Genomic DNA, 15,086 nt, shown 5'->3' with positions numbered 1-15,086 from the left:
CCCCGAGCTTTCCGGTCGGCAACCTGTGCCCCAATTCGGTCAGAACACGCTCCGAGCCCGCGTCGCTGGACTGGCGTCTGCGGTTAGCGGGCGCTAACCTGGCGGCATGTTAGCGACCACTAACCTCGGGTCCCACCCGCTCGGGCCGGCGGCGGGGGCGGTGCTGACCAGCAGGGTCGACGCGGGGTCGGCGGAGGGCAGGGCGAACGCGGCCCGGCACGCGGGGCTCGTCGCCGAGCTGCGCGCGAAACTCGCCGGCGCGCGCAGCGGCCCCGAGGCCGCCGTGCGCCGGCACGTCGACCGGGGCAAGCTGCTGCCGCGCGACCGGGTCGACGGGTTGCTCGACCGCGGCAGCCCCTTCCTGGAGCTCTCGCCGCTCGCCGCCGACGGGATGTACGACGGCGACGCGCCGGGCGCGGGCATCATCACCGGGATCGGCCGGGTCTCCGGCCGCGAATGCGTCATCGTCGCCAACGACGCCACCGTCAAGGGCGGCACGTACTACCCGATGACGGTGAAGAAGCACCTCCGGGCCCAGGAGGTGGCCCTGCACAACCGGCTGCCCTGCGTCTACCTGGTCGACTCGGGTGGCGCGTTCCTGCCGCTGCAGGACGACGTCTTCCCCGACCGGGAGCATTTCGGCCGGATCTTCTTCAACCAGGCGACGATGTCCCGCCAGGACATCCCGCAGATCGCGGCGGTGCTCGGCTCGTGCACCGCCGGCGGCGCGTACGTGCCGGCGATGAGCGACGAGGCGGTGATCGTGCGCGACCAGGGCACGATCTTCCTCGGCGGCCCGCCGCTGGTGAAGGCGGCCACCGGCGAGGTCGTCTCCGCGGAGGAGCTCGGCGGCGGCCTGCTGCACTCGCGTATGTCCGGCGTCACCGACCATCTCGCCGAGGACGACGCGGACGCGCTGCGGATCGTCCGCCAGATCGTCGGCGCGCTCGGCCCGCGCGCGCCGCGCCCTTGGGATGTGGCTCCGACCGAGCCGCCGGCCGTCGACCCCTCGACGCTGTACGCCGCCGTCCCGACCGACGCGAAGGTCCCGTACGACGTCCGCGAGGTGATCGCGCGGGTCGTCGACGGCAGCCGGTTCGCCGAGTTCAAGCGGGAGTACGGCTCGACGCTGGTGTGCGGCACGGCGAGGATCCACGGGCATCCCGTCGGGATCATCGCGAACAACGGAGTGCTGTTCTCCGAATCCGCTCTGAAGGGCGCGCATTTCGTCGAGCTTTGCGACGCCCGCTCGATCCCGTTGTTGTTCCTGCAGAACATCACCGGGTTCATGGTGGGCCGCGAGTACGAGGCCGGCGGCATCGCCAAGCATGGCGCGAAGATGGTGACGGCCGTGGCCTGCGCCCGGGTGCCGAAGTTCACCGTCGTCATCGGCGGTTCCTTCGGCGCAGGCAACTACTCGATGTGCGGCCGGGCATACTCGCCGCGCTTTCTGTGGATGTGGCCGAACGCGCGGATCTCGGTGATGGGTGGCGACCAGGCGGCGGCGGTGCTCGCCACCATCCGTCGCGACCAGCTCGAGGCCAGGGGACAGGACTGGAGCCACGATGCCGAGGAGACGTTCCGCCAGCCGATCCGGGACCAGTACGAGGCGCAGGGCAGCCCTTACCACTCGACGGCGCGGCTCTGGGACGACGGCGTGATCGACCCGGCCGACACCCGCACCGTCCTGGGGCTGGCGTTGTCCGTCGCGGCGAACGCCCCGATCGACGATCGCGGCTACGGCGTCTTCCGCATGTGAGCCCGCACGCGAACCCGCACGTGAACCCGCGGGTGGGCCCGCCGCGTCGGAGACGGCAGCCGAAACAGCAGAGGTCAACGAACAGGTGAGTGGGGCGATGTTCGACACGGTGCTGGTGGCGAACCGCGGGGAGATCGCGGTCCGGGTGATCCGGACGTTGCGACAGCTCGGGATCCGCTCGGTCGCGGTCTACTCGGACGCGGACGCCGGCGCGCGCCACGTCCGCGAGGCCGACGCCGCGGTCCGGATCGGCCCGGCGCCCGCGCGTGAGTCGTACCTGAACCCCGCCGCGGTGCTGGCCGCCGCCTGGGCGACCGGCGCCCGCGCGATCCACCCGGGCTACGGCTTCCTCTCCGAGAACGCGGCGTTCGCCGCCGCCTGCGCCGACACCGGCATCGTCTTCGTCGGCCCGCCGGTGCGGGCGGTCGAGGTGATGGGCGACAAGATCGCCGCGAAGCGCGCGATGATCGAGGCGGGTGTGCCGGTGGTCCCCGGCCGGGCCGAGCCCGGAATGGACGAGGCGGCCCTGGCCGCGGCCGCCGAGGAGATCGGGTTCCCGGTGCTGATCAAGCCGTCGGCCGGCGGCGGTGGCAAGGGCATGCGCGTCGTGCGCTCGGCGGACGAACTGGGCGACGCGATCGCGTCGGCCCGCCGCGAGGCGGCGAACGCGTTCGGCGACGACACCCTGTTCCTGGAGCGATACGTCGACCGCCCCCGGCACATCGAGGTGCAGGTCCTCGCCGACGCCCACGGCAACGTCATCCACCTCGGCGAACGCGAGTGCAGCCTTCAGCGACGCCACCAGAAGATCATCGAGGAGGCGCCGTCGGCGCTGCTCGGCGCGCACCCGGAGGGCGCGGCGACCCGGAAGCGGATCGGCGCCGCCGCCGTCACCGCCGCCGCGGCCGTCGGCTACGTCGGGGCCGGCACGGTCGAGTTCATCGTCGCTGGCGACGAACCGGAGACGTTCTACTTCCTGGAGATGAACACCCGGCTGCAGGTCGAGCACCCGGTCACCGAGCTGGTCACCGGCGTCGACCTGGTCGCCGAGCAGCTGCGCGTCGCCGCCGGCGAGCCGCTGCGGCTGCGCCAGGCCGACGTCATCCTCACCGGCCACGCCGTCGAGGCCCGCGTCTACGCCGAGGACGCGTCCCGCGGCTTCCTGCCGACGGGTGGGGAGATCCTCGCCCTCGCGGAGCCCGCGGGCGAGGGGGTGCGGGTCGACTCGGGGATCGCCCTCGGCTCGACGGTCGGCTCCGACTACGACCCGATGCTGGCGAAGGTGATCGCCTGGGCGCCGGACCGCGCGGGCGCCCTGCGCCGACTCGACACGGCGCTCGCCGGCACTGTGCTGCTCGGCGTGACCACCAACATCGGCTTCCTGCGCACCCTGCTGACCCACCCCGACGTCCGCGCGGGCGCGCTGGACACCGGCCTGGTCGAACGCCACCTCGCCGGTCTCACGACCACCCGCCACGCGGCGGCGGGCGCGGGCGGGATGGCGGGCGGGTCGGCGGGCGCCACCGACGGCGCCTGCGGCGGCGTCGGCGTCGGCGGCCCGCCGGCGGACGTGCTCGCCGTGTACGCGCTCGCGCAGCTGTCGCGGCTCGGCCCGGCGGGGCCGGTCGTCGACCCGTGGGACATCCCTTCGGGCTGGCGGGTCGGCGACGACGCCTGGCTGTCCTGGACGATCGACGCGGGCGGCGGCGCGCGCCACCGGGTGGACGTGCGCGGCACGCCTGCCGCGGCGTCGGTGCGCATCGACCGGCGGGCGCCGATCGCGGTGTCCGTCGCGGTTGCCGGCCCTGACCTGGCCGCCAAGGCGGAACGGCTGCTCGTCACGCTCGACGGCGTGACGACCAACTGGTACGTCACGGACGGCCCTACGACCCCCGGAGCGACCTCCGGCGTGCTGTGGGTCGGCACCGGCGGGGCCGCGTGGCCGCTCGCCGAGTGGGTACGCGAACCGGGTGCCGCCGCGGCGGCGGCCGGCGACGGGCAGGCCCGCAGCCCCATGCCTGGCACGGTCATCGCGGTCGACGTCGCCGCCGGTGACACCGTCACCGCGGGCCAACGGCTCGCCGTCGTCGAGGCGATGAAGATGGAGCACGCGGTCACCGCGCCGGTCACCGGCCTGGTCAAGGACGTGCTGGTCGACGTCGGAGCACGGGTCGACCTCGACGCCCTCCTCGCCGTCGTCGAGCCGGACACCGCCGAGCCGGACACCGCCGAGCCGGACACCGCCGAGCTGACCAGTAAGGAGCGCCACGATGCCTGACACCCGGCTCACCGACGAGCAGGAGGCGCTGCGGGCGACCGTCGAACAGTTCGCCCGCGAGGTCGTCGCGCCGGTCGCGGCCTACCACGACGAGACGAAGACGTTCCCCTACAAGGTCGTCGCCCAGATGGGCGAACTGGGGCTGTTCGGGCTGCCGTTCCCGGAGGAGTACGGCGGCCAGGGCGCCGAGTACTTCACGCTGTGCCTGGCGATCGAGGAGCTTGCGCGGGTCGACTCGTCGGTCGCGATCACCCTGGAGGCGGGCGTCGGGCTCGGCGCGATGCCGATCTACCGGTTCGGGACCGAGGAGCAGCGCCTCCAGTGGCTGCCGGAGCTGACGAGCGGGCGCGCGCTCGGCGCGTTCGGCCTGACCGAGCCCGGCGCCGGCAGCGACGCGGGCGGCACCCGCACCACCGGCCGCCTCGAGGGCGACGAATGGCTGATCAACGGCTCGAAGGCGTTCATCACCAACTCGGGCACCGACATCACCCGCGTCGTCACCGTCACCGCCGTCACCGACCGCTCCGAGGCGGGCAAGGCCGAAATCTCCACGATCATCGTTCCGGTCCCGACACCCGGCTTCACCGCCGAGCCCGCGTACTCCAAGGTCGGCTGGCATGCCTCCGACACCCACCCGCTGTCCTTCGCCGACGTGCGGGTGCCGGCGGCGAACCTGCTCGGCGAGCGCGGCCGCGGCTACGCGAACTTCCTGCGAATCCTCGACGAGGGCCGGATCGCGATCTCGGCGCTGTCCGTCGGCCTCGCGCAGGCCTGCGTCGACGAGTCGGTGAAGTACGCGAAGGAGCGCCAGGCGTTCGGTGCCCCGATCGGCACCTACCAGGGGATCCGGTTCAAGATCGCCGAGATGGAGGCGCGGACGCACGTCGCCCGCACCGCCTACTACGACGCCGCGGCCAGAATGCTCGCCGGCCTGCCCTTCAAGAAGGAGGCGGCGATCGCCAAGCTGTTCTCCTCGGAGGCGGCGGTGACGAACGCCCGCGAGGCGACCCAGATCTTCGGGGGCTACGGCTTCATGAACGAGTACCCGGTCGCCCGCCACTGGCGTGACGCCAAGATCCTGGAAATCGGCGAGGGCACGTCGGAAGTCCAGAAGATGCTCATAGCCCGCCACCTGGGCCTGTAGCACCGGACCCGGCAAGGTCGGCCGAGCCGAACGAGCCGGGCGCGAAGCTCGGCGCCGTGGGGACCGCAGGCCGTCCTCGCGCTCCGAGACGAAAGCGGGCGCGCCGGCCACTGGTCGAGGCCCGGCCGCGAGCGGCCCTGGCGCGTCCGCGAGACCAGATGATGTAGTGGTCCGGATGATGTGGTCGTTAGGTACGTGCCCATCCGGGGGACCAAGACTGGAACTCACTGCCGGTGACGAGGTCTCGCCACCGCAACGACGCAGCACTGGGGAGCAGAACGTGGATCCGACGCCTTCAGCCGATGGCCCGGGCGACTCCAGCGGTGCCCACGGTGGCGGCCCGCGCGACGTCGTGCAGCTCACCATTCCGGCCGCGGGCGCCTACCTCGCCGTTCTGCGTACCGCGACGGCGTCGCTCGCCGCCCGGCTGGACTTCACCCTCGATGACATCGAGGACCTGCGGATCGCGGTGGACGAGGCGTCCGCGCTGCTGCTGGTCTCCGCCGTCCCCGGCTCCGCGCTGGAGTGCGCGTTCGCGCTCTCGCCCGGTCTGATGCGGGTCACCGTCTCGGTGGAGAGCCTCGACGGCGAATCGCCGTCGAAGGACACGTTCGCGTGGACGGTGCTGAGCGCGCTCGCCGGCGAGGTCTCCAGCTCCATCGGGCCGGGCAATCGGGTGACCATCGAGCTGGCGAAGCGGCGCGGCGACCTGGGATAGGCCGCCCCATTGCGAGGCCGCCCGCTGAGCCGCGTGGGCCGCGTCGCCGACCTGGGCCGACCCGGGCCGGGCGGATCGGCCCGGGTCGGCGCGGCGCGCTAGGCGCCGATCTTTTCGGGCGCGTCGGCCGCTGCCGGCGACGCCTGCCGGGGGACGGCCACGGTCGCGCGCTTGCGGGTGCCGCCGAGCAGGGACGGCAGGACGGCCGGGGCGGCGGAGCTGCTGGCGGCGCGGATCGACTCGCGTAGCGACGCCATGGTCGCGGAGAGCGCGGTCGGCTCGTAGCCGCAGTGCGCCATGCAGTTGTCGCAGCGCGGGTCGCGGCCCCGGCCGTACGCCTCCCAGTCCGTGGTCTCCAGCAGTTCCTGGTAGGACTTGGCGTATCCGTCGCCCATCAGATAGCAGGGCTTCTGCCAGCCGAGCAGCGAGTAGGACGGAATTCCCCAAGCGGTGCAGGGAAAGTCGACCTTGCCCTCGAGGAAGTCGAGGTACAGCGGCGAGTGGTTGATCCGCCAGCGGTCGCGGCGGCCGCCGGCGAATGCCTCGCGGAACAGATTCCGGGTCTCCTCGACGCCCATGAACTTGTCCTGGCCAGGCGCCTTCTCGTACGCGTAGGCCGGCGACAGCATCATCCCGTCGACCTTCAGGTCGTTGTTGAGGTAGTCGAGCACCTCCATCACGGTCTGCGGGGTGTCGGTGTTGAAGAAAGTCGTGTTGGTGGTGACCCGGAATCCGCGCCGCTGGGCGTCCCTGATGGCGTCCACGGCCTGGGCGAAGACACCCTGCTTCGCCACCGACGCGTCGTGGCGCTCCTCGAGGCCGTCGATGTGCACCGCGAGCGACAGGTACGGCGACGGCCGCAGCTTGTCGATCTTCTTTGGCAGGAGCAGCGCGTTGGTGCACAGGAAGATGAACTTCTTCCGCTGCACCAGTCCGGCGACGATCTCCTCGACCTGCGGGTGCATGAGCGGCTCGCCGCCCGCCAGGCACACCACCGGCGCGCCGCACTCGTCCACCGCCGCGAGCGCCTGCTCGACCGGCATGCGCTGCTTCAGGATGTCCGCGGGGTGCTGGATCTTTCCGCAGCCCACGCAGGCGAGGTTACAGGCGAACAGCGGTTCCAGCTCCAGCGTGATCGGAAACTTCGTCCGACCCGCGAGCCGCTGCTTGAGAATGTACGCGCCGATTTTGATCGCCTGACGCCGGGGAATACTCATCTACGCCCTTCCCGCCGCTCTCACCAGCCGTCCGCCGTGGCGGCCGTGCATTGTCCTTTGTTTGGTCACCCTAGGCGAGGGGTTTCCGTGGCGCCGGGCGTAAGGATGTCGTGAGAAGGATGTCGCGAATACCGCCTCCGCCCGCCAGCCACCGATACGTCCATGGCGCCGATTTGGTGAGAAGGACGACGGGCGCCATGCCGGTGAAGCGGGAAGCGCGCGTCCTGACGTGGTGTGGGTCAGGACGCGCGCTTCCCGTGACGGAACCCGTGACGGAACCCGTGACGGAACCCGTGACGGAACCCGTGACGGAACCCGTGACGGAACCCGTGACGGAACCCGTGACGGAAGTCCCGGCGCTGGGAGCCCTACGCCCGGGAGACCGGAGCTCGGCGGGCGTCGTGGAGTCGGGCAAGGACGGCGGCAAGGACGGCGGCGAGGTCGTCGACGGAGGTCTCGGTGACGATCGAACGGTCGCGGGTCCGGAGCTCGACGATGCCCTCGGCCGCGCGGCGACCGACGATGACCTGGTAGGGGCAGCCGATGAGGTCGGCGTCGGCGAACCGGACGCCGGCGGAGCCGCCCGGGCGGTCGTCGACGAGCACGTCGAGACCGGCTTCCGCGAGCGCGTCGGTGACGGCCCGGACGACGGCCGCGTCGACCTTGCGGCCCAGCGGGATCACCTGGACGTCGTAGGGCGCGAGGGGCGCCGGCCAGATGACGCCGTGCTCGTCGTGGTGCTGCTCGACCACGACCGACAGGAGGCGGCTGATTCCGATCCCGTAGCAGCCCATCACCATCGGCAGGTCCTTGCCCGCCGCGTCCAGGAACGTCGCCTCCAGCGGCACGGTGTACCTGGTGCCGAGCTGGAAGATGTGTCCGATCTCGACGGCGCGCTCGACCGCGAGGGGCCCGGCGCCATCCGGAGACGGGTCACCGGCACGGACGTCGACGATGTCGGCCCACTCGTCCGGCTCGAAGTCGCGCCCCCGGTTACAGCCGGTCAGATGGTGGTCGAGCTCGTTCGCGCCGGCGCACCAGTCACGGCCGGCCGCCACGTGATGGTCCGCGACGATCCTGCCGACGTGGGGAGCGAGCCCGACCGGGCCGACATGCCCGCGCACCAGGGCCGGGTACCCGGCGAAGTCCGCGGCGTCCAGGAGGACGGGCGCCGCGCCGAGCACTCGCGCGAGCTTGTGCTCGTTGACCTCGCGGTCTCCCGGGCACAGCACGGCCACGACCTCTGTCCCTTCGCCCGCCGGGATCTTGTAGAGCAGGCACTTCAGGACCTGGTTCGCCGGGATCTCGAGGAACCCTGCCACCTCGTCGACGCTGCGTGCCCCCGGCGTGTGAGCGCGGCGCAGTGGACGGGTACCCGGTTCGACCGGCGCCGGCCGGGCGCAGGTCGCCGCCTCCAGGTTCGCGGCGTAGGTGCCCCCGGGCGAGTGGACGACGAGGTCCTCACCGACCTCGGTGGGCGCCATGAACTCGTGGTTCACGTCGCCGCCGATCTCGCCGGCCTGCGCCCGGACGGCGCGGAACCGCAACCCACAGCGCGTGAAGACCCGCTCGTAGGCGTGGTACATGGCCCGGTAGGTCTCGCGCAGCGAGTCCTGACCGTCGTGGAAGCTGTAGGCGTCCTTCATGACGAAGTCCCGGGAGCGCAGGAGACCGGCGCGCGGCCGCAGCTCGTCGCGGTACTTGGTCTGGATCTGGAAGACCCGCAGCGGCAGGTCGCGGTAGCTTTCGATCTCGCCCGCGACCAGGCTGGTGACCAGCTCCTCGTGCGTCGGGCCCAGGCAGAGCTCGCTACCCCTGCGATCCGTCACGCGGAACATCAGGTCGCCGTAGCGGTCCCACCGGCCGGTGCGTTCCCACAGTTCGCGGGGCATCAGCGCCGGCATCAGCAGCTCCTGGCACCCGGCAGCCGTCATCTCCTCGCGCACGACGTCTTCGATCTTGCGCAGGACGCGTAGCCCGAGTGGCAGGTAGCTGTACACGCCGGCGGTGGTCTTGCGGATGTATCCGCCGCGCACCAGCAACCGGTGGTTGGTCGTCTCGGCCTCGGCCGGGTCGTCGCGAAGCGTCCGGACGAGGACACGGGAAAGAAAATGGACGCGGGAAGGCGCGTGCATCGGAAGGCTCCGTCACGTCGAGGCGGCCGGCGAGGCCGCGTCGTCTGGGGGCGGTCGGCTGACGGCTCATGGCCGTCAACGGCGATCGAGGCCGAGCCACCCTCGACGGATGGCTCGGCTACCTCGGTCGGTGCGTCGCCCCGACGAAGCCCATCCGGATCTCTCCTCTGCCCACGGCCGGTCTTCCGCTGCCGGCCCGTTCGAGAGCCGGAGCGAGGCCTACGGTAGCGCCCCCGGCCGCCACGACGTCACGGATTTATGCCGCGCGCCATGCGGTGCGGTGCGGTGCGCGGCGGCGGGTCAGCGTGGTCGCTGGTTGTCCGGGAGACGCGCCGGGTTGGCCTTGCCGGGGTTCGCGAGCGTGGTCGTGGCACAGGTGCCGAGCAGGCCGGCGGCGTCGTGGACGGTCGCCTGGCCGAAGGAGACGCCATCGACGGCGTACTGGTCCTCGGCGAGGACGCCGAAGAACTCACCCACCGGCTCGCGGACCAGCGTCAGCGTGAAGTCGGTGTTGATGTACTGGATGCCGGCGGTGCCACGATGGGTCGTCGGGCTGGTCATGTCGCCGGCCAGCACCGCCCGTATCAGCGGCGTCAGCTCCGTGCCCTCGACGACCTCGCGCAGCTCGCGGATCCACACCCCGCCTCGCTGGACGTTCGCGGTCGGGCCGAGCGCGGCGGTGAGCGTGGTGCCGGGCACCATCGGCCGGACGTCGGCGCGCGAGCCCGCCTGCAGCTGCGGGTTGGGGGAGCCCAGCGCCGGCGCGGGCCAGTCGCCCCGGTCGGCGTGCCAGATCTCGCCGGCCGGGTTGCTCGACGGGCGCAGGAACACCGCCGTCGCGCGGGTGACGGGCACGCCGTCGTGGCTGACGTGCACATCGGCGACCCGGATCCGCCCACCTGCCCGGACCAGCGAGGTGGTCGCCGCGAGCGGCGCGGAGGGGATCGATCGGAACATGTCGACGGTGAGCCGAGCGAGCCGGTAGCCGGGTTCGGCCTGCTCCTGTTCCAGGACGTGCCCGATCAGGCCGCCGAGGATGCGGCCGCTGATGGTCCTCGCCCCCCAGACGCCGCTGGCGAACAGGCCGGGCAGGTAGCGGCCGTCGTCGAGGCGGCGGAAGTAGGCCCACGGGGGTCCCTCGTCCGCGCCGAGGTCCGCGGGCGCCGGCTGGCCGTTGGGGGGCGCCGGCTGTTCGGTGAGGGGCGGCGGCTGGCTCGCGGCCGGCTCGGTCGTCGTCATTCGCCGCGCCAGACGGGCGGGCGCTTCTCGGCGAAGGCGAGCGAGCCCTCGATCGCGTCCTTCGACCGCACGACCGGGTCGAAGATCGGCGCCTGCTTCACCGACCAGTCCTCCTCCGTCCAGTCCGCCGACTCGACGATGATCTGCTTGGTGGACCAGACCGCCAGCGGCGCGTTCGCGGCGATCTCGGCGGCGAGCCGCCTGGCTGCGGCCAACGCCCCGCCAGGCTCGGTGAGCCGGTTGACCAGGCCGTAGCGATGCGCGTCCGGCGCCGCAAGGAAGCCGCCGGTGAGCGAGAGTTCCATGGCGGCGTGGTACGGGATCCGCCGTGGCAGCCGGTAGAGGCCGCCGCTACCCGCGACCAGGCCGCGTTTCGGCTCCGGCAGACCGAACCGAGCGTCGTCGGCCGCGACGATGAGGTCGCAGGCGAGCACGATCTCGAACCCGCCCGCGACCGCGTACCCCTCGACGGCCGCGATGACCGGCTTGCGCGGCGGCCGGTGGGTGAGGCCGGCGAGGCCATGGTCCAGCATCGGGTTCTCGCCGCGGACGAACGCCCTGAGGTCCATGCCGGAGCAGAAGGTGCCGCCGGCACCGGTGAGGATCGCCACAGTCAGGTCAGCGCGCGCCTCGAACGCGCGCAGCCCCGCATCCACACCCTCGCTCAGCGCCCGAGTGATCGCGTTCTTGGCCGCGGGCCGGTTGAGGGTGATCGTCATGACCCCGTCGGCCGCCTCGACCAGCACCTCGTCGGGCACAACTACCTCCTTACGAGGCGCGGGGGAGAGCAAGGACCAGGGAGAACCGGAGAAGACGAGGGAGAACCAGGAGGGACGCCATTCCGTCGTACACGCCGGCCGTCGCGGCCCGCAACTGGTTGCCCGGCGTCACCGACCGGTGCCCTGGGTCACCGATCCGTGTCCGGCCCACCGTCGGTGATTGCGGAGGACTGGATTCCGGTTCTCTGGAATCCGGAGTTTACGCAAGAGTACGGTGAAGATATTCCTGACTGATGATCTACCGGCCGGGGGCTGCCGATGCCGTGGCACCCGCCGGGGGCGGGCCCGTGTCGGACCCGGGCGCGGCCGTGGACTGCCGGGGCCTGGGCGCGGAGCCGCGCCGTGGAGGAGGGCCCTACTCATGACGTCGCTGACGCAGCCGCCGAGCGTGGATCTGCCGCCCGTGGAACGGCTGCGGCCCGGGCTGTGGAGCATCCCCGTCCCGTTGCCGTCCGTCGGCCTGCGCCATGTCTTCGTCTACCTGTTCGAGACCGACGCGGGTGCGTACATCGTCGACGCCGGCTGGGACACCGAGGAGGCGTTCGACGCCCTGTCCGCGGGACTGGCCGTCGCCGGCTACCGCATCGGTGATGTCCGTGGCGTCATGGCGACCCACATGCACCACGACCACTACGGCCTCGCCAAGCGGATCCGCGACGAGTCGGGTGCCTGGGTGGCGTTGCACCCGGCCGACGTCGAGATGCTCAAGCGGTTCGCGGGAGACACCTCCGAGCTGCGCGCCGGCATGGCCAGGCTGCTGGTGCGCGCGGGCGTGTCGGCGGACGAGATCGCCACGATGACGCGGGCGCTGCCGCCGGCGGGCGCGTTTCCCGCGCCCGCGCTGCCGGACGTCCTGATCGAGGACGGCGACCGCCCGGACGTCCCCGGCTGGGACCTGCGGGCCATCTGGACGCCCGGCCACTCGCCCGGCCACCTGTGCTTCTGGGAGCCGGCGAACCAGCTGCTGCTGTCCGGCGACCACGTGCTGCCGCGCATCACGCCCAACATCCCGTTCTCGCCGGTGGAGGGTGACGACCCGCTCGGCGACTACCTGGCCTCGCTCGACAAGGTCGGCGCCTACCCGGCCCAGGAGGCACTGCCGGCGCACGAGTACCGGATCGCGAATCTGCCCGCCCGCCTCGCCGAGCTGCGCGCGCATCACGACCAGCGCTTCGGCGAGATCATCACCGCGATTCGCGACGGCGCCACCACCGCCTGGGCGATCTGCCAGCGGATGACCTGGTCACGCCCCTGGCACGACGTCGAGGGTTTCATGAAGCGCGCCGCGCTCGCCGAGGGCTTCGCGCACCTGCGTGCCCTGGAGCACCGAGGCGTCGTCCGCGAGCTCGACGGCGACCCCCCGACCTGGGAGCTCACCGCCGGCTGACGGCTGATCGGTGGCCGCCTTGGCGGCCGCCGGCTTCCCGGCCCGGCCCGGTTCGGCTCGGCCCGGCCCGGTTCGGCGGCCGGGTGGCCGGCTGGCCCTTCAGGTGAAACGATGTTCTAACCGCCATAGCGTCTGACGGGTCACGTCCCGTCGGAGTCGCCGCGGGAAGAGAACTCGGAGGGCCACGTCATGGCGATCGCCATCAGCGAGGAGCATCGGGAGCTTGCCCGGACGGCGCGGGCGTTCCTGACGTCCAACGACGCACGGGCCGCGAACCGCGCGTTACTCGAAGCTGACGAGGAGCCGCTGCCGACCTTCTGGAAGGAGTTCGCGGACCTCGGCCTGCTGGGCCTGCACCTTCCGGAGGAGCACGGCGGCGGGGCCGGGCTGCCGGAGCTGGTGGTCGTCGTCGAGGAGCTGGGCCGCGCCGCCGCGCCGGGGCCGTTCGTGCCGACCGTCGCCGCCGGCGCGGTCATCGCGGCGGCCGGGGACGCGGAGCAGCGGGCCCGCCTGCTGCCGGGGCTGGCGGCCGGCGAGACGGTCGGGGCCGTCGGACTGCTCGGCGACCTGACGCTCGCCGACGGCAGGCTGTCCGGGTCCGGGGGAGTGGTTCTCGGCGGCGCGCTCGCCACCTTGTTCGTGCTGGCGACTGGCGACGACGTCGTCCTCGTTCCGGCCGGCGCGGACGGGCTGACGGTGGAGGTGCCGGCGGCGCTCGACCCGGCGCGCCGCTCGGCCCGGCTGTGGCTCGACGGTGTCGAGGTGGCCGGCGTCCTGCCCGGTGCCCGCCGCGCTGCCACCGCCCTCACCAGAGTGATCTTCGCGGCCGAGGCGGTCGGCGGCGCACTGGAGACGGTCGAGGTGGCCACCGCCTACGCGAAGGTCCGCGAGCAGTTCGGCCGCCCGATTGGCGCGTTCCAGGCGATCAAGCACCATCTGGCGAACATGTTCGTCGCCGCGGAGCTGGCGACGGCCGCCGTCTGGGACGCGGCCAGGGCCGCCGTCGACGGCGCGGGCGCCGACGAGCTCGAGCTCGCCGCCGCGAGCGCCGCCGCGCTTGCCCTGACGGCGTTCGCCGGCGACGCCTCGTTGAACATCCAGGTACACGGTGGCATCGGCTACACCTGGGAGCACGACGCCCACCTGCTGCTGCGCCGCGCGACGACGCTCGCGGCGGTGCTCGGCCCCGAGTCGGCGGCCGCCGACGTCGCCGCGCTGGCCGCCGCCGGGGTGAGCCGCGCGTCGACGCTGGACCTGCCGGCCGAGGTCGAGGCCGCGCGCGAAGGCGTCCGCGCCTTTGCCCAGGAGGTGGCCGCCCTCCCGGAGAAGGAGCAGCTCGAGCGGCTCATCGACACCGGCTACATCCAGCCGCACTGGCCGAGGCCCTGGGGTCTCGCGGCCTCGGGCGGCCTGCAGCTCGTCATCGACCAGGAGTTCGCCGCCGCGGGCGTCCAGCGCCCGAACTACGGGATCACCAGCTGGAACATCCTCACCCTCGTCCAGCACGGCACCCAGGACCAGATCGACCGGTATGTGCGCAAGGCGCTCACCCGGGAGGAGATCTGGTGCCAGCTGTTCAGCGAGCCGGCCGCCGGCTCCGACGCGGCCGGCATCCGGACCCGGGCGGAGAAGGTCGACGGGGGCTGGGTCATCAACGGTCAGAAGGTCTGGACCAGCCTCGCCCAGTACTGCCGGCGCGGCCTCGCGACCGTCCGCACCGACCCGGACGCCCGCAAGCACGCCGGCGTCACGATGATGATCATTGATATGAAGCATCCCGGCGTCGAGGTCCGCCCGCTGCGCCAGACCACCGGGGACAGCCACTTCAACGAGGTCTTCCTCACCGACGTGTTCGTCCCCGACGCGGACGTCGTCGGCGAGCCGAACCAGGGCTGGAAGGTCGCCCGCGCGACCCTGGGCAACGAGCGCGTCAGCATCGGCGGCGGGATCGGCGCTCCGGCGTCCGCCGACGTCGTCGAGCTCTACAGGGCCAGGCCCGACGCGTTCCCAGCGGCCGCCGAGCGGGTCGGCCGGCACGTCGCCGAGGGCCTGGCGCTGCGCCAGCTCAACCTGCGCGGCGCCGTGCGGGCGGTCGCCGGTGGCGAGCCCGGCCCCGAGGGCAACGTCACCAAGCTGGCGCTCGCGGAGCACACCGGGTCCGCGGCCGCGCTGAACCTCGCCTTCGCCGGCCCCGGCGCGGCGTTCCTCGACGGCCCGGGCGCCGCGGCGGGCCGAGGTGCCCTGGGCTGGCGCGCCATGACCATCGCCGGCGGCACATCCGAGATCACCCGCAACCAGATCGCCGAGCGCATCCTCGGCCTTCCCCGCGACCCGCTGCTGAAGTAATGACCCGTCCCTGAAACGACCCGAGAACTTACTCCGTGGCCGGAGCGTGGTTGGCCATGGTCTGTTCGGCCGCCGGGCCCCGCG

Annotated in this window: 10 protein-coding genes; 6 read left to right on the top strand and 4 right to left on the bottom strand. The window is 72.6% G+C overall.

Going from position 1 to position 15,086, the window contains the following annotated elements:
• Positions 1-106: 106 nt before the first annotated feature.
• The 4 genes from FRCN3DRAFT_RS0239795 (at position 107) to FRCN3DRAFT_RS0239780 (ending at position 5,899) form a co-directional block, all read left to right on the top strand.
• Positions 107-1,759 (top strand): carboxyl transferase domain-containing protein, encoded by a 1,653-nt coding sequence (locus FRCN3DRAFT_RS0239795; protein WP_007506721.1) that lies wholly within the window; start codon positions 107-109, stop codon positions 1,757-1,759.
• Positions 1,760-1,856: 97 nt separating this feature from the next.
• Positions 1,857-4,037, top strand: coding sequence for an ATP-binding protein (locus FRCN3DRAFT_RS0239790; RefSeq protein ID WP_007506720.1), 2,181 nt, complete (start codon positions 1,857-1,859; stop codon positions 4,035-4,037).
• Positions 4,030-5,181 carry an acyl-CoA dehydrogenase family protein gene (locus tag FRCN3DRAFT_RS0239785; RefSeq protein WP_007506719.1) on the top strand — a complete coding sequence of 384 codons (1,152 nt, stop codon included), beginning with the start codon at positions 4,030-4,032 and terminating at the stop codon, positions 5,179-5,181. Before FRCN3DRAFT_RS0239790 ends, FRCN3DRAFT_RS0239785 begins: the two co-directional genes overlap by 8 nt.
• Before the next feature lie 280 nt (positions 5,182-5,461).
• Entirely contained in the window at positions 5,462-5,899 is a 438-nt protein-coding gene (locus tag FRCN3DRAFT_RS0239780; RefSeq protein WP_007506718.1) for an ATP-binding protein, read from the top strand.
• A 98-nt stretch (positions 5,900-5,997) separates the two neighbouring features.
• Here FRCN3DRAFT_RS0239780 and hpnH read toward each other — a convergent pair whose 3' ends face one another.
• The 4 genes from hpnH to FRCN3DRAFT_RS0239760 all read right to left on the bottom strand — a co-directional run bounded on the left by hpnH (position 5,998) and on the right by FRCN3DRAFT_RS0239760 (position 11,248).
• Positions 5,998-7,116, bottom strand: coding sequence for an adenosyl-hopene transferase HpnH (gene hpnH, locus FRCN3DRAFT_RS0239775; protein WP_007506717.1), 1,119 nt, complete (start codon positions 7,114-7,116; stop codon positions 5,998-6,000).
• A 368-nt stretch (positions 7,117-7,484) separates the two neighbouring features.
• A complete protein-coding gene (locus FRCN3DRAFT_RS48585) occupies positions 7,485-9,251 on the bottom strand; it encodes a proline--tRNA ligase (protein WP_007506716.1) in 1,767 nt (588 codons plus the stop codon).
• A 300-nt stretch (positions 9,252-9,551) separates the two neighbouring features.
• Complete coding sequence (locus FRCN3DRAFT_RS0239765; protein ID WP_007506715.1) at positions 9,552-10,490, bottom strand: acyl-CoA thioesterase domain-containing protein; 939 nt, start codon at positions 10,488-10,490, stop codon at positions 9,552-9,554.
• Entirely contained in the window at positions 10,487-11,248 is a 762-nt protein-coding gene (locus tag FRCN3DRAFT_RS0239760) for a crotonase/enoyl-CoA hydratase family protein (RefSeq protein WP_007506714.1), read from the bottom strand. Before FRCN3DRAFT_RS0239760 ends, FRCN3DRAFT_RS0239765 begins: the two co-directional genes overlap by 4 nt.
• A 382-nt stretch (positions 11,249-11,630) precedes the next feature.
• Between FRCN3DRAFT_RS0239760 and FRCN3DRAFT_RS0239755 the strand changes: the two genes are divergently transcribed.
• Positions 11,631-12,656, top strand: a complete 1,026-nt coding sequence (locus FRCN3DRAFT_RS0239755) for an MBL fold metallo-hydrolase (protein WP_007506712.1) — start codon at positions 11,631-11,633, stop codon at positions 12,654-12,656.
• A 189-nt stretch (positions 12,657-12,845) separates the two neighbouring features.
• Positions 12,846-15,002 (top strand): acyl-CoA dehydrogenase family protein, encoded by a 2,157-nt coding sequence (locus FRCN3DRAFT_RS0239750; protein ID WP_007506711.1) that lies wholly within the window; start codon positions 12,846-12,848, stop codon positions 15,000-15,002.
• Positions 15,003-15,086: the final 84 nt, after the last annotated feature.

It is taken from the genome of Pseudofrankia saprophytica (assembly GCF_000235425.2).
In the GTDB taxonomy this organism is placed as follows: domain Bacteria; phylum Actinomycetota; class Actinomycetes; order Frankiales; family Frankiaceae; genus Pseudofrankia; species Pseudofrankia saprophytica.
The sequence above is the reverse complement of the archived record's forward strand: the minus strand, read 5'-3'. Positions and strand labels throughout refer to the sequence as shown.